20 protein-coding genes, 1 pseudogene and 1 riboswitch are annotated in these 20,535 nt (G+C 37.4%); of the genes and pseudogenes, 4 read left to right on the top strand and 17 right to left on the bottom strand.

Annotated elements, in window-relative coordinates; translation table 11 throughout:
• Positions 1 to 182 precede the first annotated feature (182 nt).
• The 3 genes from gerQ to GNT69_RS15085 form a co-directional block, all read right to left on the bottom strand.
• On the bottom strand, positions 183 to 644 hold the full coding sequence (gene gerQ / locus GNT69_RS15075) for a spore coat protein GerQ (RefSeq protein WP_203555800.1): 462 nt from the start codon (positions 642 to 644) through the stop codon (positions 183 to 185).
• 21 nt (positions 645 to 665) lie between these two features.
• Positions 666 to 1,142 carry a cell wall hydrolase gene (locus GNT69_RS15080; RefSeq protein WP_203555801.1) on the bottom strand — a complete coding sequence of 159 codons (477 nt, stop codon included), beginning with the start codon at positions 1,140 to 1,142 and terminating at the stop codon, positions 666 to 668.
• A 1,168-nt stretch (positions 1,143 to 2,310) separates the two neighbouring features.
• Positions 2,311 to 2,730 carry an acyl-CoA thioesterase gene (locus GNT69_RS15085; protein WP_203555802.1) on the bottom strand — a complete coding sequence of 140 codons (420 nt, stop codon included), beginning with the start codon at positions 2,728 to 2,730 and terminating at the stop codon, positions 2,311 to 2,313.
• Between the two features lie 320 nt (positions 2,731 to 3,050).
• Between GNT69_RS15085 and GNT69_RS15090 the strand changes: the two genes are divergently transcribed.
• A complete protein-coding gene (locus GNT69_RS15090; protein WP_239094241.1) occupies positions 3,051 to 3,182 on the top strand; it encodes a small, acid-soluble spore protein, H family in 132 nt (43 codons plus the stop codon).
• A 349-nt stretch (positions 3,183 to 3,531) separates the two neighbouring features.
• Here GNT69_RS15090 and GNT69_RS15095 read toward each other — a convergent pair whose 3' ends face one another.
• A complete protein-coding gene (locus GNT69_RS15095; RefSeq protein ID WP_203555803.1) occupies positions 3,532 to 3,927 on the bottom strand; it encodes a globin domain-containing protein in 396 nt (131 codons plus the stop codon).
• A 339-nt stretch (positions 3,928 to 4,266) separates the two neighbouring features.
• On the opposite strand from GNT69_RS15095, the gene GNT69_RS15100 reads away from it, so the two are divergent.
• The gene (locus GNT69_RS15100) at positions 4,267 to 4,833 is read left to right on the top strand and encodes a Uma2 family endonuclease (protein WP_203555804.1); all 567 of its coding nucleotides are present in this window, start codon (positions 4,267 to 4,269) and stop codon (positions 4,831 to 4,833) included.
• Between the two features lie 181 nt (positions 4,834 to 5,014).
• Here GNT69_RS15100 and GNT69_RS15105 read toward each other — a convergent pair whose 3' ends face one another.
• Together GNT69_RS15105 and zwf are read right to left on the bottom strand one after the other, a co-directional pair.
• The gene (locus GNT69_RS15105; protein ID WP_203555805.1) at positions 5,015 to 6,103 is read right to left on the bottom strand and encodes a maleylacetate reductase; all 1,089 of its coding nucleotides are present in this window, start codon (positions 6,101 to 6,103) and stop codon (positions 5,015 to 5,017) included.
• A gap of 286 nt (positions 6,104 to 6,389) precedes the next feature.
• Positions 6,390 to 7,883, bottom strand: a complete 1,494-nt coding sequence (gene zwf / locus GNT69_RS15110; protein WP_203555806.1) for a glucose-6-phosphate dehydrogenase — start codon at positions 7,881 to 7,883, stop codon at positions 6,390 to 6,392.
• Positions 7,884 to 8,353: 470 nt separating this feature from the next.
• On the opposite strand from zwf, the gene GNT69_RS15115 reads away from it, so the two are divergent.
• Positions 8,354 to 8,665 carry a winged helix-turn-helix transcriptional regulator gene (locus GNT69_RS15115; RefSeq protein ID WP_203555807.1) on the top strand — a complete coding sequence of 104 codons (312 nt, stop codon included), beginning with the start codon at positions 8,354 to 8,356 and terminating at the stop codon, positions 8,663 to 8,665.
• 92 nt (positions 8,666 to 8,757) lie between these two features.
• Here the strand turns inward: GNT69_RS15115 and GNT69_RS15120 are convergent.
• The 11 genes and pseudogenes from GNT69_RS15120 to GNT69_RS15170 form a co-directional block, all read right to left on the bottom strand.
• A pseudogene (locus GNT69_RS15120) lies at positions 8,758 to 9,308 on the bottom strand (Gfo/Idh/MocA family oxidoreductase); the annotation flags it as partial.
• Positions 9,309 to 9,471: 163 nt separating this feature from the next.
• Entirely contained in the window at positions 9,472 to 10,083 is a 612-nt protein-coding gene (gene wrbA, locus GNT69_RS15125; protein WP_203556012.1) for an NAD(P)H:quinone oxidoreductase, read from the bottom strand.
• A gap of 441 nt (positions 10,084 to 10,524) precedes the next feature.
• Positions 10,525 to 11,121 carry a nitroreductase family protein gene (locus GNT69_RS15130; RefSeq protein WP_203555808.1) on the bottom strand — a complete coding sequence of 199 codons (597 nt, stop codon included), beginning with the start codon at positions 11,119 to 11,121 and terminating at the stop codon, positions 10,525 to 10,527.
• Positions 11,122 to 11,587: 466 nt separating this feature from the next.
• On the bottom strand, positions 11,588 to 12,526 hold the full coding sequence (locus GNT69_RS15135; RefSeq protein WP_203555809.1) for a ring-cleaving dioxygenase: 939 nt from the start codon (positions 12,524 to 12,526) through the stop codon (positions 11,588 to 11,590).
• Positions 12,527 to 12,634: 108 nt separating this feature from the next.
• On the bottom strand, positions 12,635 to 13,033 hold the full coding sequence (locus GNT69_RS15140; protein ID WP_203555810.1) for a DoxX family protein: 399 nt from the start codon (positions 13,031 to 13,033) through the stop codon (positions 12,635 to 12,637).
• Between the two features lie 55 nt (positions 13,034 to 13,088).
• The gene (locus GNT69_RS15145) at positions 13,089 to 13,517 is read right to left on the bottom strand and encodes a MarR family winged helix-turn-helix transcriptional regulator (protein ID WP_203555811.1); all 429 of its coding nucleotides are present in this window, start codon (positions 13,515 to 13,517) and stop codon (positions 13,089 to 13,091) included.
• A 394-nt stretch (positions 13,518 to 13,911) separates the two neighbouring features.
• Positions 13,912 to 14,427, bottom strand: coding sequence for a hypothetical protein (locus GNT69_RS15150; RefSeq protein WP_203555812.1), 516 nt, complete (start codon positions 14,425 to 14,427; stop codon positions 13,912 to 13,914).
• 689 nt (positions 14,428 to 15,116) lie between these two features.
• Positions 15,117 to 15,500 carry a VOC family protein gene (locus GNT69_RS15155; protein ID WP_203555813.1) on the bottom strand — a complete coding sequence of 128 codons (384 nt, stop codon included), beginning with the start codon at positions 15,498 to 15,500 and terminating at the stop codon, positions 15,117 to 15,119.
• Between the two features lie 241 nt (positions 15,501 to 15,741).
• Positions 15,742 to 16,740: an ABC transporter substrate-binding protein gene (locus GNT69_RS15160; RefSeq protein ID WP_203555814.1), complete on the bottom strand. Its 999-nt coding sequence runs from the start codon at positions 16,738 to 16,740 to the stop codon at positions 15,742 to 15,744.
• Positions 16,737 to 17,543 (bottom strand): heme ABC transporter ATP-binding protein, encoded by an 807-nt coding sequence (locus GNT69_RS15165; protein WP_203555815.1) that lies wholly within the window; start codon positions 17,541 to 17,543, stop codon positions 16,737 to 16,739. Before GNT69_RS15165 ends, GNT69_RS15160 begins: the two co-directional genes overlap by 4 nt.
• A complete protein-coding gene (locus GNT69_RS15170; RefSeq protein WP_203555816.1) occupies positions 17,543 to 18,682 on the bottom strand; it encodes a FecCD family ABC transporter permease in 1,140 nt (379 codons plus the stop codon). The genes GNT69_RS15165 and GNT69_RS15170 overlap by 1 nt, the downstream gene beginning before the upstream one ends.
• Positions 18,683 to 18,956: 274 nt before the next feature.
• Positions 18,957 to 19,136, bottom strand: a riboswitch (cobalamin riboswitch).
• Between the two features lie 342 nt (positions 19,137 to 19,478).
• Between GNT69_RS15170 and GNT69_RS15175 the strand changes: the two genes are divergently transcribed.
• Positions 19,479 to 20,357, top strand: coding sequence for a serine hydrolase (locus GNT69_RS15175; protein ID WP_203555817.1), 879 nt, complete (start codon positions 19,479 to 19,481; stop codon positions 20,355 to 20,357).
• Positions 20,358 to 20,535: the final 178 nt, after the last annotated feature.

Raw genomic sequence — 20,535 nt, forward strand, 5'->3', positions numbered from 1 at the left:
CATATTTTCAAGCTGTTCCCTTTTGGATACGTAAAAGCATAATAGCCATAACGTGCTACCATCGGTTCGTTTTAAAAGCGAAATTTCCGAGTTCGGGTAGAACGGATATCGCTGCTATATTCTCAAATCGTCTATTTTCATTTTACAAAAAGAGAGCCAACTTTTTTCCAATCCACAACATCTTAATCTGATGTCGTTAGTGTTGCCTGGATTTGTGGGCTAATTTCCATGATAGGATAATTAATTTGTTCATCAAATTCTACCCAGTCGAGATTGGCCATCAGTAGCAAATAGCGTTTCCCTGTGGACGGGTCGCTGATGATGATGTGGTCACGGCCAGCCGTTTCTACGCGCCCACGGTATACCATTGAATTCCATCTGTTGTTTCCTTGGTAAGTAAAATAGAATGTTCCAATCTTACCCTTGTTGAAGCGTAGAATATTTTCAATAAATGATTCTTCTATTGTTCCTGGAAATATATGCCCAGTCCCAATCGGAACTACTGGAGCGGCATATGTGGGACCAGAAGGCATCATCCCTGGGAATCCTGCAGGTTGTTGTGCCGTCCTATCCATCATACTCGAATTTGGATAATAACCAGAATAATAATTCATTGGATAATAATTAGAGTTTCCACAAGACATGAAGATCAACTCCTTATTAATTTAACGGTAAAACTCAGGACAATAGTTTGGGACAGCATTATAGAAACAATGATTTTTATGGGCAAAATCAAATGACGTCATCGGGGACCTTGGCATCGTGGGGGTGCATGGAGCTCGCCATTTTTGCCCTGGACTTGGATTGAAAAACCACAAATTCATTTTCGCCCGAGGATCCCTGTAACCATTTAATAGATCCCTAGCCCGTTGAAGGTCCCCTTCGTCTGGACGCTGTGTATACAATGATCCATTTAAAACAGGCTCGAAATGAGGGATTCCAGTGCCAGGGATGGTTTGATAAATGGCATGTCTGATATTGCGCAAATTTTTGAAGTCTGGTTCACAGTCCGCCTCGACCCGATTAGCCACAACTGTTCCTACCTTGACCATCCCTAAGGGTCCTTCACCAATTGCTTCCGCCAGCATAAGTCTCGCCAACGAATCAACGTCACGCTCTGTATGTTTTATGCGTCTACCCAATTTCTCACCCCCTTCGGCCTATACAAGTAACTTATTGTTTGAAGTCAGTTTTGGTAACTTGCCTATCAGCCCAAAATTGGGAAGTTCATCCTGAGCGTAACGAGTTTTGTCCGGATTATTGAATTTTAAATACACACTAAGTTTTCTACAGCCAGTTTAAACAAAGAAAAATATACTTTCCTCCGTAAAAGCGGAAAATATTGAAAAAACAGTACCAAATCGGCTAACAGGTTTCGTTAACGATCGCAAATATTAAAAATGTAATGCAAAATGACCTTCAAATTGTATGGTTATTTGAAGGTCTATTTTTGGCTAATATGAAAGTATAAATTTAAAAATTTATACTTTCATAACGCATAAGGGGAACTACGCCTCTGTATTCGCCCTTAGGGGCTCGCCAATCGGCGAGTTTTCTATATTGATATAAAGGAATTCCGATCATTATTTGGGAGAACCTGTAGTGCAATTAATCTATTAAAATGGGGGTACAATCGCCAGTGTACCCAGAAAAATAAACTACATTTTTAATTAAAATGGATATACAGAAAATATTGTTGTGTTTTTATTTAAGGTTAGGCACTGATATAACTGAATGTTGATTTCACTGCGTCTGAAAAATAAACGGAAAAATTCCGTCTAAACTGGGAAATACCGATATTTCCTTAAAAATAAGGGGAGTTTTTCCGTTTATATGATCCAAATTTTCCGTTTATATGATCCAAATCTTTGGATTTTGTCTGATTTAGAGCAGTTAAGCGGAATTTATCCGCTTATATCAGCTTCTTAAGCTTCGCCTTTCTACATTAGCAGGAAATTCTCCGCTTATTCTTTCTCAAACCTACACAAAAAATCGAGACGGAGAAGGCGAAAATGGTTTGCAAACTCTTCATGAGTAAAATTCAACAATCCGAAGAATTGGCAATTAAAAGCAAAATAGCAAGGGTATAAACCCTTGCTGTTTTTTAATCTCTCTAGCCTTAAAAATTGCCCTACAATTTATAGTGCAAAAAGGTTTACATTTTCCTGTGCAAATTGACGTTTTGCGATAGGAAAATGAACCCGTTACAAATCGGCACTGTTTCTTTCTTATGATGATTTTACATATCTGGGGCGTTACATAGATTTGGCACCCACACAATTAGGGAATGAGACTAGACTAGACATTGTATCACCCTTTTATCTGTGGCTCTTTCATTTCTTCAAAAGCCTTTCGAATCTCCGGAGCGACAACTATTCCTTTCCTTTCCAAGAGATCAAACATTACATTTGTTACCGTTGCTTCGGTAATGATCTCTCCTTTTTCATTGTAGATGTTTTGCTGAAACATAAAGCTTTTCGTACCAATTTTGATAGGTGTGGTTTTCACTTTTAATGTTTCTCCTAGTCTTGCTTCTTTTGCATATAAAATTTCTAACTTCAGAACAACTGTCCCAACATTTCTAGATATCATTTCGTCGATTGGCAAACCATGTTGAGTATACCAATGGACTCTCCCCTTTTCTAAATAATTCACATAAACACTGTTATTTACATGTCCTAAATAATCCACATCTGTTTCTGTTACACGTATCTCTGTCGTCGTTTCCAAAACGATTCACCAACCTTAAATAAATAATATAATTGCAAATTTCATATTTTTCTTTGCCTGTCACTGATAAAATTTTGGCTTTACCTAATGAGAATCATAGAATAATAGTTCGATCGCATATGTATTAAATTGGATTTTACCATTTATTAAAGGTTTTTTCTATATAGTTACTAAATATTTCGAATGGTCGGAAATTACTGTCGTATGAAATATTGAGGAGGATAAATCATTTTGCTCTTATTCAACACCTTGTTATAATAAGGAAACACTCATAATGTATCGGAGGATGTAGCTGTGGATACGATTCCCCCATATGTTTTTTGGACTTTCCTTATACGGTTTCGTTAATAAAGATAAAACGACTCGCAGAACAAGGAACTGCAAGAATCAATCCTTTAAATCAACCAGAAAACGAACAAGCTGTTTCTGTCAATGAGTTAATGGAGAATTAATTGTTTTACGACAATGTAACTTGATAACATGAAAAAGAGGCTCGGTTTCATACCGAGCCCCTCGTTCACCGCGACGGCGCTTTTTTTGCTGTCACAATTAATGCCGGTGAATCGATTGTAAAATTTTCACCTTTAAAGTTTCCAAAAAACTCCACCATTTGAAATCCTACTTTTGTTAACATCGGCTTTAACTGCTGGGAAGTCACAGGATATAAAGGTATTGTATTCTCTGTTGTATTTCCATTGATGGTTAATCATATCATCCTGTTATCTCCTTTTTGAAAGTTAACAAGTGGGATCAAAATTGTGTGCTGTCCCCAGTACGCTTTAGCTTATCGGGAGGGAACCTCTATTCTGCTTCATCTGGACTATTTACCATGATAGCTGCAACCTGAGTTAATCGTTCATAAAAAGCTTTCCCTGCTGGCTGCTCATATAAACCAATCTCTTCAAACGCTTCTTTCATACAATGCAGCCAACGTTTTGCTTTAGTTTGTGTAATTTTAAAAGGGAGATGTCTTTGCCTCATTGCTGGTGGGCCAAATTCTTGACTATATAAAGCTGGTCCTCCTAAAAATTGTGGCAAAAACAGTTTTTGCTTTCTTTTAATTTCCTCCATATCCCCTTCAAACAATGGCCTTAACTCTTTATCGGCATAGACGCGTGGGTAAAATGCATTGACAAGTTGGTTAATGGTTTCTTGGCCGCCAATCTCGTAATATAATGCCTTCAATTGATAGTCCATTTTTCACACCCCTTAGTTCTTTTTAAAATTATACAGAGATTTCCTCCCTTCTAGTGTGATGTATATCACAACTAAAAAGGATTGTTTTTAGATACCCTCTTACTAATCGTCAATAATTATTTTATAATAAAGGACTCACTATGTTGGAACGGTTGTGAAAATAGTAGCAACAAGCGGAAAAAAAGAGACCGAAGAAAGAAGAATAAAGACTGTTCTCCACGACAATTTACATTTGGTTTAATTTTAAGTCTACAAAACGAACATACCATCCGACGGCTTATCTTAATACCCCCTATTGTGTTAAAATAAGTACAAAGAATAAGAAAAGGAGGCACTCATATGGCGTTGCCGCAGGAAAGGTCTTCACTTAGCTATTATGAATACTTAAAATTAGGTGAAGATGTTCAGTATGAAGTGATTGATGGGCAAGTATACAATATGTCGCCCTCTCCAAATGTAAAACATCAGTCAATTGAGATGGACTTATCTACCGAGTTTAATTTATATTTAAGGGAAAAATCCTGTAGAGTTCTTGCTGAAATTGATGTTTGCTTATCTGGTGAAAAAGATATGTCTCAAACACACGAATGGGTAAAACCAGATATCATCATTGTATGCGATAAAAATAAGATTCACGAAAATCGAATTGTTGGCGCACCTGATCTAATTGTAGAAATACTATCGAAGTCCACCGCAAAAATAGATAAAATGATTAAATTCAATCGTTACGAAAATGCTGGGGTTAAAGAGTATTGGATTGTAGATCCGGCGCATGAAGTCATTGATGTTTATAAACTTGAAAATGAACGTTATGTACAAAGTGGAACTTATACAAAAGAGGAAAGTATTTCAGTCAATCTTTTTGATGATTTTTCAATAGACCTTAGACGAATTTTTAGAGACTAAATTTGTCATTTCTGATCTTTTCTAAAATAATTATGACAAATGGTAAGATGACTACTCCCCATTCATTCGCATTTTCAGATTCTAATGGGAGTAGAAGCCGCGGGCGAATGTGAAAAACGGAGTACAAATCGTTATAGGATTGTACCCCGTTTTTACTTATTTTTTTGTGATTTTCAGTTTCTTACCCTCTATTCTTTATCGGTTCTGGTCGTCTTCCATAATAGGCGTTCTTGAGCAAATCGATGATTGCTTCTTGCTCAACTGGTCGAGGGTTATAATAAGAATTTTTCGTAGTTAAATCGGCTGCTTTTTCAATGTCTTCCTGTTTAAATCCAATGCTTTCTAATGATACTGGACCGCCTAATGACTGGATAAGGTCGAACAATGTCCCGGCCACATCTTGACGATCGGAATTTAATGCTCTTGAAAGTGCGGCAATCGCATCCGGAGTATATTCTGCATTGTAGGCAATCGCATATGGCAGCACAACCGTATGTGTTTCAGCGTGTGGAAGTTTAAACGATCCTCCTAAAGTATGACAAAGTTTATGATGTAGAGCCATTCCAACAGTACCTAAAACAGTTCCACCTAACCAAGCTCCGTAAAAAGCATCCGAACGAGCACTTAAATCACTAGGGTTCTCAACGATTTTAGGCAAGCTCTTTACAAAAGACTTGATTCCTTCTTCCGCTAACAGCGAAGTGATCGGATTGGCGGTTTCGGAATATAATCCTTCTACACAATGGGCAATCGAGTTGACCCCGCTAGTTACCGACAACATGGCAGGAATGGTTGTTGTGAGTGCAGGATCATAAATAATCGTTTTCGGTTTTACACCCGGATTTGTCCCGGTTTTTTTTACTCCATTTTCCGTAATTCCCCATACCGGTGTCATCTCTGAGCCTGCATAGGTTGTTGGGACCGCTAAAATAGGAAGCTTCGTTTCTAACGCAATTGCCTTCGCAAGACCGATTGGCGATCCACCACCAATAGCAATTAGACCATCTATTCTGTTCATTTTTACATATTCTATAGCTTCAGTAACCGTTTCGATTGGAACATGCTGAATGGCTTTCGGGTACACACTTTGACAAACTTCCCCTAGCAAAGATGCCACCTTAATTGCGAGCTCCATCCCATTTTTCCCAGGTGTTGAAATCACTAAAGCATTTTGCATCCCGAGCAATTGAACTTCTTTGTTAATCTCGTTAATAGTCCCTTCACCAAAAACCGTTCGACTTGGTTGGGATTCGTATATAAAAGTTTTCATGATTTTACCTCCTAAAATCAATCCTCATTATTTTTAAAAGTCACTAAAACGAAAATACCAATTGTGTAATATTTTTATTGTAACAAAAAAAGATATGATTCCTCATGAAACGGAATCATATCTTTTTGGATTTTTTAGTAATTTCCTTCCCTTTTGATAAGTTTTTTATCGTTTTTTTGCTGTATAACTTGCTTTATATGAAAAAATCGTGTACCCCTAAATATCGAACTTTCTATTGACGTTTTATTGTGTGTGTCATATGGAAAATTCTTCTTTGAAAATCTAGTTATTGTGCGACTACATCATTTGTATCGGTTTCTGAAAGATCCTCGTCCAACAACCAATGAAATCCATTTTCACGAAGCAAGGCATGAGCCGCCTCTGGACCATTTGATCCTGCTAGATAATAATGAAGTGGAGCAAGATTTTCTTTAAATGCTTCTAAAATTGGCTGGACCCACTTCCAGGACAATTCAACTTCTTTCCAATGAGCAAAAAAGGTCGAATCCCCTCGAAATGCATCATAAATTAATCGTTCATACGCTTCAGGAATATTAATTTGTTCTGTAAACAAACTAATATGAGCGGGTTCAATTTTGCCATTGATTGGATTGCGGCTGTTAATTTGTAAGGATACATTTTCGTTCGGGTTGATTTCAATGACCAACAAATTAGGATTCAATTTTTGTGTTTTTTCTTTCTTCAATGTTTTCTTAAATTCAATCACAATTCGAGTAGACTTTTTGGCCATCCGTTTTCCTGTGCGAATATAGAATGGTACCCCTTCCCAAAATGGATTATCAATCCACAGCCGAGCTGCGATAAACGTGTCATTTTCTGAGGATTCGTCTATTCCCGGCTCATTGATATAGCTAATGACTGGTTCCGCATTTATTTCCCCGGCTTTATATTGAGCTCGAATGACATCATGGTGTACATCCTCTTTCTTTAATGGACGCAGTGATTCAATGACTCTCCGCTTTTCATTTCGAACTTCCTCAGGGTTGATGCTTTTTGGCATATGCATCGCGGTCATCATTAAGATCTGCATCATATGATTTTGAAACATATCACGAATGGCTCCAGATTTGTCATAATAACCAGCTCGTTCTTCTACGCCCACCGTTTCACTTGCTGTGATCTGTACATTTGCAATATGTTTATTATTTAACAAAGTTTGTAATATAGGATTTGCATAGGCGAGGGACTCCAAGCTTTGGATCATCGACTTTCCAAGGTAATGATCAATTCGGTAGATTTCCTCTTCTTTAAAAGCTTTGCTTAAGTTCTCATTCAGTTCGCGTGCGGTATGTAAATCACGCCCAAATGGTTTCTCAATAATTAGCCGTTTCCAGCCTTTTGTTGTTCCTAAGCCACTTTCATTAATATTGTTGGCAATGAGACTAAAAAATTCAGGTCCTACTGAAAGGTAGAACATGCGATTTTGCGGGATATTTAGTTCCTTTTCTCGTTTCTCTATCATGTTGTTAAGTTTCTTATAATCTTCCAATCTAGTGGCATCAAGAACACTGTATCGGAAAAACTCAAGAAATGGTTGTATTTTCTTGCTATCGAAATCTTCTCGCCTTGAAAAGCTTCTTAGTGATGCTTCAACATGTTTTTGAAAATCATCATCAGCTATTTCACGTCGACCAAGTCCAATGATCGAAATAGATTTAGGGATTTTTTTATCTAAATATAAATTGTAAAGAGCAGGGAAAATTTTTCTCTTTGCCAAATCCCCCGTTGCTCCAAATAAAACAAAAGTCATTGATTCCATTTACTTCCCACCTCTTTCAATGTAAACAAGTTGTTTTAATTCATTAATTAAATTTAATTCAAATATCTCGAATTAGAGTTATTTAATTAAAATAATATCTGAATCAAACTTTTCTTAATATCCTAATATTTAGCATTAAAAATAAGTACTTAATATACGATTCAAATGGTTATCGTTTTCCTATCAAGTAACTTAATGTAACCATAATAAATCTTTTTCTATTATTCGTCAACTCAATTGTGTTTACTTTGTGAATTTTTCGAAATACCTCTTAAAATACCTTCAATGATAGCACAATCTGCTGCTCCTTTTTTTATTTTTATTCAAATTATGATATAGAGTTTGGTGCTAAATTACAACTTACTTCTTTCTATTATTTACTAATTTTGCTATTATTAGAGTAAAGTCATACTAATTTTACTTTAACTCGTTATTTTAAATAACCAAATAATAAACAGGGGGTGATTTAGTTGAATGCAGTAGATAAATTATGTTATAAAGTTGAAAAGTGTTATCATATTGTCGGAAAAAAATGGATGGGGCTTATTATCCATACATTAATGGAAGAACCAAAAAGGTTTAGTGAAATTCATGCCTTCATCCCTGACTTGAGCAAAAGAGTATTAAATGAACGAATGAAAGAACTAGAGGACATGGGAATCGTGATAAGAAATGTCATTACAGAACGACCTGTAAGAACAGAATATTCACTAACAAAAAAAGGAACTGAACTTGGCCGATCGTTGAAAGCGGTTGAAGTTTGGGCGGAAAAATGGTTATAACAAAAAAACTCTCATTCTTATGAATAGAGAGGCTTTTTTTTGGTTGCTAACATTAACCTGTGAGGGACAGCCAGTTTAACCTACATGTAAAATCACTCCTTTTCTGAAACGAACTTATTAATTTTTTCCTGTAATTTCTCATAATAGAATTCGGGGTCTATAGGCATTTCAATGGTTTGATTTAGCCAAGAAGATAAGTAAATGGCATTCGCTAATTCAACCCCTTTTAACCCTTCTTCACCAGGAGCAAGTAATGGGGTCCCTTTTAACATCGCCTCAACCCAATTTTGAATAATCCCTAAGTGACCTGGATTTTCCCCATTAGTCGGAATATCAATTTTTCAAGATTCTGGTTCCCCAAAACCACCTGTATAGCGTGCATTAAACCCCCGTTCTGATTCTGTTAAACGGTAAAAGGTAAGTTCATTGTTTTCAATCACCATTTTTCCGCGATCCCCTGCAATTTCAAAGCGATTTGTACCAGGTGCTTCCCCAGTAGAAGCAATAAATACTCCAGTTGCCCCATTCTCATATTCAACATAGGCGGTGACATCATCCTCGTTGCTCTCCATTTACTCGAATCATAATAACTTTGAGAACGGTACCAATCCGTAATCATCCAATTTGTCCGTTTAATCTCACCAAAACCTTAACTATAGAAACAACTAATTTACAGCACTATTTAGCAATGTTTACTTAATAACTTGAATGATAAAAAATAGACACTACTTTTATGTATCATGAAAAGAGAATGAAAAAGGGCCAAACAACAAGGAATTTGTTGCTTGGCTCTTTCATTTTATTTATTATTGATTTCCTTTTTTTACCCATTCAGCGACTGTTACGGTACGCTTCGCTTGGTGTTTAACAGCTCCTTGGACATCTTCAATCATTTTTCCATCTTGGTCAACGGTTACACTTGTACCGTAAGGATTTCCTCCCGCACCGAATAGGACTGGATCTGTATATCCTGGAGTCGCAATAATTGCACCCCAATGCATCATCGAAGTATATAATGAAAGAAGTGTTGCTTCTTGACCACCATGTGGATTTTGGGCAGATGTCATCGCACTGACAACTTTGTTTACAGTTTTACCTGTCGCCCATAGCCCTCCTTGAGTATCAAGAAATTGCTTCAATTGTGATGGCATATTTCCAAAACGTGTTGGGACACTGAAAATTACGGCATCTGCCCATTCGATATCGTCTCCGGTAGCAACAGGAACATCTTTCGTTGCTTCTACCGTCTTCTTCCATACTTCATTACTCTCAATTACCGAATCAGGAGCCAATTCTTGTACTTTTAATACCTTTACTTCAGCACCTGCTTCTTTTGCACCTTCTTCAGCCCATTTGGCTAATTGATAGTTTGTTCCACTCATACTGTAAAAAACGACTGCTAATTTTACATTTGTCATTTGTTCATTCTCCTTTTCAGATGATTTTCCAAATAATTTAGATAAAAAGCCCACAAAATACACCTCCTATTCTTGCTTAGTCGTGAAAAGTCTATTCATGATTAAGCTGTTTTTGATGTTAGTTGATACTTTTTAAACTGTATATAGTCTGCTTCCATTTATCCCTACGTATACTGTTATTGTTAAAAATCAGAGTGATTTCCCACTTTTAAAAAAGGACTGATGAACCTATTTGGAACTGTTTTTATTTTTAAATTATCTTTAAACCGAGATAAATACCAAAAAAATTTTTGCTTAAATTTGATTCTAATGATCACTCTGAATGATGCCTTTAGATGACTTCTCTAGTATAAAAGTCTGGTGGGCAAAGTTGCCACATCAGACTTTTAACCTTGAAAGTGACGTTAACTAACTGTATTCTCTTTTTCCTTATACTAATTGTTAATAGAATTTCACACGACCTTCTACAGGTTTGAATTCTTTTTCACCGACTGGAGCTGTTGGGTTACCGAATGGCATTTGGGCAACCAATTTCCAGTTACTAGGGATCTCCCATTGCTTCTTCACTTCGTCGTCAATAAGTGGGTTATAGTGTTGTAAAGATGCGCCTAACCCTTCTGCTTCTAATGCAGCCCATACGACTAATTGGTGCATTCCTGAAGCTTGGTCTGACCAGATTGGAAAATTATCAGCATAGAGTGAAAATTGTTCTTGAAGAGATTGTATGATTGCTTCATCTTCAAAAAACAATACCGTTCCATATCCTGCTTTAAAAGAATCCATTTTTTGTTGTGTACCTTCAAAATCTCCGTCCCCAACTACTTTTCTCAACGACTCTGTTGTAATATCCCACAATTTATCATGTGATTCTCCTGTTAACACAACTAGACGTGCTGTTTGAGAGTTAAAAGCCGATGGAGTGTACTTTACCGCAAATTCAACGATTTCTTTAATTTTTTCATCTGTTACCTGTACGTCCTTATTGATTCCATAGTGAGACCGTCTTTCCTTCAGGGCAGTGTAAAAGTCTTTTGTCATTTTAAAATTCCTCCATAGTTTTTAAATATTTTTAGTTCGTATATTTTTAATTAGAATATCTTTAATTCGTGATTATTTTAAAACAGAAAAGTATAGTTGTCAATCTATTCTTCCTAAAATCTTCCTAACACTCTGAAGAGGGCCGAAATTTATATTCGACTCATCATAATATTCTGCAAATGAGAAACTAAGGTTGCTTTCTAACCAATCATTTTTAACAGAGTAGCGTGATGATGCAGGAATAACTTGAATCAATTTATTTCACCTCTAAATTTCTCGACTTAAAGATCATAATTTATCATTTACAATAGGGGCAAAGGCTTTTTGCCCTTGTAGCCCCTTGTTAATACAATTATTACCTCGAATTAAAATAGTTCAAATGTGAGGTAATCGTAATGTTTTCTTTCAATTATGTCATTTCCATTGTTAAAAGGATGCGATGCAAAGACGGTTTTTTCCAAATTGGTTAATCTAATTCTCGAACTTCAAATGGAAGTAATCCACGTTCTATTTGGTCTCGATGTGGTTCATACTGAGGAGGTAGCATTAATTTCTCCCCCATCGTCTCGTGTGATTCGTCATGAGCAAACCCTGGTGGATCTGTCGCGATTTCAAAGAGGATTTCACCATGTTCTCTAAAATAAATCGCATTAAAATAGTTTCTGTCTTGTACAGGAGTGACACCATATCCATGACTGTTAACATGGTTTTTCCAATCTAATTGATCTTGGTCATCACTAGCTCTCCACGCAATATGATGGACGGTCCCTACTCCCATTTGTCCACGACCAACAGGGGTTAACTTTAAATCAATCACGTTTCCAATTTCAGCTGTAGAACGGAAACGAACAAGATCTCCTTCTTTTCCAACCTTTTCAAGTCCCATCACTTTTTCTAATAGTTGTGACGTACTTTCAGGTTTTGATGAAAACAATGTTGCTCCACCAAATCCTTTAATAGCAACTTCTGGTGTGACCTCCCCAAATGGCCAAAAATTCTTTTCACCTTCATCTCTTTCAACAATTTCCAAACGAAGTCCATGAGGATCATCAAATTGTAAAGATTGTTCACCAAAGCGTTCGCTTTTAGTGAACGGAACTTGAAATTTTTCAAGTCTGTTCTCCCAAAATTCGATTGCCCCTTTAGGAACAACATATGAAGTAACTCCCACTTGCCCATCACCTATTCTCCCTTGATATGCATCAGCCCAAGGGAAAAATGTGATAATCGTCCCTGGTTTTCCTCCTTCGTTCCCAAAGTACAAGTGATACGTGCCCGGGTCATCAAAATTGACGGTTTGTTTCACTAACCGAAGACCTAAAACGCCCGCATAAAAGTCGACATTCTCTTGTGGATTTCCGACAATTGCAGTAATATGATGAATTCCCATTGTTTTCTTACTCATTCTTTTCCGCTCCTTTTATGTTTCATTATCCAAACCGATAGAGGATAGTTTAACCGCTTGTTTTCTATTAAATTAACTTTAATTCATATATTATTATTTTGAGATACTTTAGAATAAAATAGCATCTAAAGCATATTGACCTGGGCCAATCAAAGCAATCCCAATGGCTACTGCTAGTAGTGTTAAATTGTACTCATATCCATTTGCAGTTGACCATAATCCATTTGGTGCGTGAACTTTAACGATGGCCATAACCATCGTACCGGCGATCATCAGACCAGCAAGAGGTGTTAGGAAGCCTAGAGCAAACAATATTCCACCTATTAACTCTGTGAGTCCTGCTAGAACCGCCATTGTTGCTCCTGGTTTGACTCCAATTGATTCAAACCAACCACCCGTTCCCTTTATTCCATATCCACCGAACCAGCCAAATAATTTCTGAGCACCATGACCTATAAATAATACACCAATCACAATTCGTATAAGTAATAAACCAATATCAACCATTTTCATACCTCCTGTTTTTTAATTACCTCGAATTCGAGATATATATTCAAAAAAATTAACTATTTATTTTCTTTCTTAATTTATTTAACAACTTTATAACCGTTTCTTCCTCGTCATGACTAATTGACTCAAATATTTGATGAATAAATTGCTCATGCCTCGGCATGATGTCTTCCATTAGTTCTTTTCCTAGATCCGTTAAATTCACATGAATCGCGCGGCGGTCATCAGGACATGCACTTCGTTTCAACAAGCCTCTTTTTTCTAATTTATCAATAACATAGGTCATCGAACTACTTGAAATTAATATGCTGTCACCGATTTGGTTGATCGTTTGAATCCCTTTAAGATAAAGCACTTCTAAAACGGAAAATTCCGTTATATTAAGTTTATCTTTCACTAATTCCTGCTTGATGCGTTCCTGAATGTCTTTAGATGTTTTCATTAATAGTAAGTAAGATTCTTTCCTACATCTTTTTTCCATTAAAATCGCCTCCCTTCGTTATGTCATTATCTTTAATTGATATATCTTGAATATGAGATAATTGTAGTCTATATTTCCTTTTGTGTCAAACATTTTATTTTTTATGTATCTGATGCTTATTCTCAGGGACTTATGAGAGGATTGTGGTCTTCCCTTCAACGGATTAGTCAGAATGACCTAATTAGATTTATTGGTTCTGTCAAAATAGCAGAAACATGTTATTATGTAATCTTAAATGAAGGAATAAAAACATGAAGGAACAACTAAATAACATTCACAGTAAATTGCAATATAAATCCCAAGCAAAAACACTCAGATACTAGTTTTGATCTGAGTGTTTTTTGTATAATATACTATCCTTTTAAACTAACGATTCCGTCAGTGGAAATTTTTATTAATCGGTTACAACTCCATCCTCGAATGAAACGTATTGGAATTGTGTTACTCCATATTTTTTATACGTAATTCTTAACGAACTTATATCATTATATGAATTAGTCACATCCAACTCTACACGTAATACGAGGGAAAAATCTTCGTCTACTCGAAAACCTTTAACATCAACTAAATCGCTAAGTAGTCCTTCTTTAATTACAGTTTCTTCATCAAGCACCCCAATACGTTCTGAACTTGCTATAAAGGGTTGAATTCGAAATTCATCATCGTCTTTCGCGACAATCGTTCCGTCTGTTTTTATAAATTCTACCTTTTCAATCGTTGGATTTCCGATCCCTTCCCAGCGAAAATTATAACCAAAATAATATGCATTACCGTCCTCAAAATGTTCGATACCTAATGTTGTATGACTCTGCTTTGTAAATTCGCCTTCATGACTTATATAATTAAATAATCCCCAAAAACCTATCACAAGAACGATAGCAACAAACATGATAACGATGATTTTCTTCACAACTTCCCCTCCCTTTGTTTGACTATTCTACTCATGTATTTTAGAGCATCATCTTACAAACTATCAATATATTTTAACGTAAATTTCCAGTTTTATTTTTAAAAAATAAGTTCGCTTGATATTAAGCGAACTACTTTAGATAATAGGCGAGAACCCTCGTGACTTCAGTCATGAGATGAATCGCCTTCGGATACGGTCTAGTGCTCGAAAACCGCGAGATTTTGTACTAGATTAAGTATCCGACATGTCAGCTAAACTTTTTGTTTCCCACATTAAACATGCTATAATATAACTAGAAATTGTTCTTTGAAAACTGAACAAATAGGGTTGATGCAGGAAAAGCTCTGCATCGTAAAATGTTCAAGCAACACGAACAAAAAACCGTTACATGTAGCGATAGCCAAGCGCATGTGATTATCAATACGGGGTTCGCTTGGTTCCTCGTCAAACAGTTCACCTCTTAAATGAGGTGATTGAATCGGTATGCCAACGGGCGTATATTGGGCTGTTGATACCAGAAGGCGATTTTTGCCTTCACAAGCTCGTGACTTCGTCATGAGTTGTTGACATAGAACACCGGGACGGTAATCTTCCCCTTGATTCTCACGCTCGCTGCTTAGTGCATTGATTAGTAAAAATTTTAAAAAAGGGAAATGTGAGATCCCTCCTCTTATTTCCGTTAGCCTAACTTATTCGACAGCAGTACAAATTTCAATATAATGTCCATCTGGATCGGCTACATATGCAATTGTTTGTCCCCATGGCTTTGTAACAGGTTCTTTTATGATTGGTACGCCTTGTTGACGCAAGTTTTCAATTGTCGAAACAACATCTTCTACAACAAACCCAATCTCAAATGTTTGCGTTGAAGCAGAATCTTCCGGGATATTCAGTCCTGTTAACTCTTTTACATCCCTCCGAGTGTTAAAGGCTAAAGTTACGGCACCTGTACCAAATTCAACATATGTATCTTGTTGCATTTTAACTGGCAACCCAAGTTTACACTTATAGAAATCCATTGTTTTTTCAAAATCATTCACATATAAAATGACATATTTCATTGATAACCTCATTTTTACGACCTCCACGATTTAGTCATTCATGATAATATTACTATCTCCAAACTTAGTTTCCCTATTATTCCCAGATAGTAAGGAGTGTAAAATATTCTCTCGATTACCTGCCACTTTTGAAGAAAGGCAAGCGGTATAATCAACTAACCCGGAGTTGTAACCGTCAAGCGGAAACACCGGGACGGTTCCGGTGTTTCGTATATGGAAAAAAATAGTGGAACGGCAGAACCGTCCCCATGTTTCACTCAAAACGTTCTGGATAAAAACCTTTCGCTAGCTTCTCTACTCCACCTGGTATCCAAATCGTAGCGTACACTTCTTCAAGTCCGACAGCAACATAATGCTCATTTTGCACTGCTTTCATATCTTGAAGTGAAGGGTTTTTGGATATCGTTTCCATTAGACTCTCCGGAGTGTTTCCACAGCAGTAAGAAAAGACAATCACGTCTGGGTCTCGGTCGATGACTTCTTCCCAACTGACCTCTACAACCGTTCCTGTTAATTCGCTAAAGATATTTTCTCCGCCTGCCAAGCTAATCACATGGGATTGCAGCGTGTCTCCCCCTGCGGTCTTCGCGGACCCTACTTCCCCGCCCCTCATATAAAAGACTTTCAGAGGCTTTTCATCCTTGATCTTTTCTTGTACATCGTCAATCCTATTTTTGATCGATTGAATCAATTCATCCCCCTTCTCTTGTACACTGAAAATGCGGGAAATTTCACTGATTTCTTTATAAGCCATGTTTTCCATCGTTTGTGGCTTTTCGCCTCCAGCGAGTACATAGGTCTTAATGCCAAGTTCCTCCAGCTCGGATAGTGATCCAAATCCTATCCCCGCTAAATCTGACTCCCATGCAATGAAAAGGTCTGGGTTGGCTCCTAAAAATACTTCTTTTGAGGGATTTAGTTTTGCAAGAGCTGGAATGTTCTTCAGCTTTTCTGCAAAATCAGGCGTCGTATTATCACGCGAAAAGCCATACCCTACAATGCGGTCTTCTATTCCTAACTCTACAGCCAATTCAGCATACTCTTGATAGCTCGCAACAGCCCGTTGTGGCGGTTCTGTATACGTGATTGTGCGTCCGGCATTTTCCAGCGTTACTGGTTCATACGTTTCAGTTTTTTCCGCCTCAGTTTTTTGTCCTTCTGTGACAGAAGTTTCTGTAGCCGATTGGCCACAAGCAGCCAAGACGGCTACAATCATAATTACACTTAACAGCAGCAAATATTTTTTCATCATTTTACGAGCTCCTTTTCATCATATCTTCTAACGGAAACAGAATCCGCTAGAAAGGTAATATGTGTTTTTCCTGTGATTGGATGCTGTACGATATTCGTATTCACCCGAAACACTTCTTTTAAAGTTGCTTCCGTCAATACTTCCTCAGGTGTCCCCGATATCACGATTTCACCACGATTCAAAACATAAATACGGTCACAATAAGTTGCGGCGATATTCAAATCATGTAGTGCAGCAATAACGGTTATATCTAATGTTTTTACTAAATCCATCAGTTGAAGCTGATGATGGATATCTAAATGGTTTGTCGGTTCATCCAATACAAGAACCTTCGCTTGTTGCGCTAATGCTCTTGCTACCATGACCCTTTGTTTTTCCCCGCCGGATAAAGTTGTGATGCTGCGATCACTATAGTTAGACAATCCTACTTTATTAAGAGACTCCTCTGTAATGCGAAGGTCTTCCTCTGTATCGATTTCTATCATTCTTTTATGGGGGGCTCGACCCATGAGTACAATCTCTTTTACTGAAAAGTCAAATGAATTTTGTGACTCTTGACTGACGACAGCCATTTTTTGAGCGGTTTTTTTAGCAGATAGTTTATAAATATCCTCATCTCCGAGAGTAATCTTTCCGCAGTCTGGCTTGTTGAGGCGATATATATTTTTTAATAATGTAGATTTTCCACTTCCATTTGGACCAATCACTCCAACAAATTCACCAGATCTGGCTTCTAGATGAATATTAGAAATAATTCTCTTTTCATTTATACTAGTAGAGACGTCTTGAACTTGTATTCTCATTAAGAATGACCCCCAAATGTATAAGAACTTTTCCTTAATAGCCAGATAAAGAATGGACCACCACATAAAGCTGTTACAATTCCAATCGGCAGTTCTTCAGGAGCAACAATTAATCTTGCAACGACATCTGCCCAAATCATAAAAACAGCACCGAATAACAAACTGATTGGCAGTACTCTTTTATGATCAGATCCTACTAGTAAACGAACAATATGTGGAACCATCAAGCCGACAAACCCTATTGCCCCACTAACTGCAACTAGTACTCCTGTGAGTAAAGCTGTAACTACAATTAAAATTTTCCGAAAAACATTAATGTTTATTCCCAAAGTAGCAGCTGTATCTTCTCCCATCAGTAGTAAATTCAACGAACGCGATTGAAAAGTTAAAAAAATAAACGTTCCGATAACAGCAATAACTGCTACGGGTAAACTCTCCCATTTCGCTCCTGTTAAACTACCCATCATCCAAAACATCGCACTGCGAATCCCTTCTTCATCAGGCGCAGATATGACAATGAAATTGGTAAGAGCGCTTAAAATCATTGATATCGCGATTCCTGCGAGTAAGAGCCGAATCGTTGAAATCCGTCCCCCTACTTGGGCAAGAAAAAAAACAAGAACGACTGATAAAAGGGCGCCGAGAAAAGCTGCAACAGAAAGAGCGTATACACCAAATAAGCTAAAAGCGCCAAATAAGATGACAAGTGTAGCCCCTACAGACGCTCCAGATGAGACGCCTAATATATAAGGGTCAGCTAATGAGTTTCTAACAAGCGCCTGGATAGCTGCCCCGACCAAGGCCAACCCTGCGCCTACTGTTGCACCGAGTAGGACACGCGGAAAACGAATTTCCCAAATGATATTCCTCTGTGCACTTGTCCAATCTTCTGTAATCATTTCTCCTAATACAGGAATGTGAGACAAAGCAATTTTCCAAACAGTTACAGCATGAATGGGTACAGGGCCGAGCATGATCGAGAGCGTGATTGAGAGAAATAAACCAATGATAAGACTAAATAGTAATAGGTTAAAACGTCTAGCATGTTTCCGGATATTTTTCTCTCTACCAATACTTCCAGCTACTAGTGTTAATCTTTTATTTTTATTTGTCTTCCTTGCAGCAGAAAGATGACTCATCCAACTCCCCCTTTCATTTGTAATCACCCCCTATTATTATTGGTTTTAAAAATCGGGAATGTTCCATCAACTTTTTCCTACTCTAACTCTAATAATTTACCTTCACATTTTTTAATAAAAAAAGCACTCTTCTTTGGAATAAGAAGAGTGCTTTTAAAATTCTTTGCACTGTTAATTGCCGGCAAATGCCTGCGAAATGTTCTAACCTACGCAACGATTACTCGAAACAATCGCAAAAACGCAGTCATAACACCTTCCTATTCCTCGTAGGATCATTGATGCTTTATTAGAGGCAGGTCTCCTGACTTGTAGGTTAGCAATCACATATCCCTTCCCAGACAAACTCCAGTGGATATGATATGGATTTTCCTAGTTACAGTGGCGGGACCGTGCCGGACTTTCACCGGCTTCCCTATTAAGCGTAGCAATACGCACCTCTAACATTAACAATATTCGATTATCTTACAAACGAGATTACCCTATTTCCACTATAAAAGCAATAGAATTTAAGAGATAGTGTCAGAGTTTAGCAATTTTTGCCTACCGACAAATGCAAAAACACCGCACTCTGTTTCCTACGGTCGCCCCCTATTGTATTTACTAGCAAAATGCTAAAATAGTGGAAACATAGAAACGGTCCTCTTGCTTAGCAATCTATTTCTTACTTTGCAAGAAGAAAATGTTTCCGAGGTGGGATACAGGCACTGGAATTGTGGTTACGCCTATTCGAAATGGAAGAAAATAGGGAAACGGCAGAACCGTCCCAGCGTTTCTTAATGATGAGGAGTGTGTGAAATTGAAAAAAGCTAGCAATCAAAAAGCTTCTACCTTAACAGCAGAATCAGCTAAAAATATCTTTATTGCTGAGATGAATAAAAAGGCGAAGAAAATTGGAATGGAGCATTCTTATTTTGTTGAACCTGCTGGATTTCCCAGTACGATTGAACAAGTGATGACAACTAGGGATATGTTGAAAATGGTTATTCATGCATCAAGTAATAAGGAGCTTGCAAGAATTTGGAGTAAAAAGTCATATACAATGAACATTGGCGGTGACAATGCCAGAGAACTTTCAATAGATACAACCGTTTCAGCACCGATGATTGAAGACGAATATGAAATTTTCGCTGGGAAAACTGGTGCTATTTGGGGTACGAACGAAATTGATGGTTTTCATATGATTTTAATTACGAATGCTCCGAATGAGAGAAAGTTTGTTTCAGCTATTAGAGGAGCTTCTACTCCAAAAACAAGGGTTAATGATTTAAAAATAGCTTTGGACAATGCTAAATTATTACTCAATGACCCGGATGCAACAGTGAATGAAATTGAGTCTGAAAGTGTGGCTGTCTGTTTAATGCCTGTTCCCAATCCGTTATCATCCGAAAATGTTGAACTCCCTTTAATCTATTCAAAGAACGCAGATGTTCCCGGTCACCCTGCTTCGTTAACTAAAATTATAAGTGCGATAACAGCATTGGATTATTTGACTGATTTAGATGAAAAAATGATTCTCCAGGAATCAGACATTACTCCTGGTATGGGCGATTATTTCCATGCTAGGGACATGATTACTTTTCGAGATGCGTTACATGGAATGATGTTACCATCATCGAACACATGTGCAACCGCGGTAGCTAGAATAACTGGAGAAAAAATATCTCAAAAGATATAGATGGCGGTTCTTCTGTCACTTTGAAACACCAGGACGGAAACCGGCCCCCTTTTCCCTACGCTCGCTCCCTAGTGCATTATTAGCAAGGGGCTAAAAATAGGGAGAAACATAGAAATCCGTCCCCATGTTTGTCGTATTTCTTTAATGTGCAAGAAGAAAAAGTTTCTGGGGCGTGGCA

The sequence above is a fragment of the Bacillus sp. B15-48 genome (genome assembly GCF_016879755.1).
Taxonomy (GTDB): domain Bacteria; phylum Bacillota; class Bacilli; order Bacillales; family Cytobacillaceae; genus Mesobacillus_B.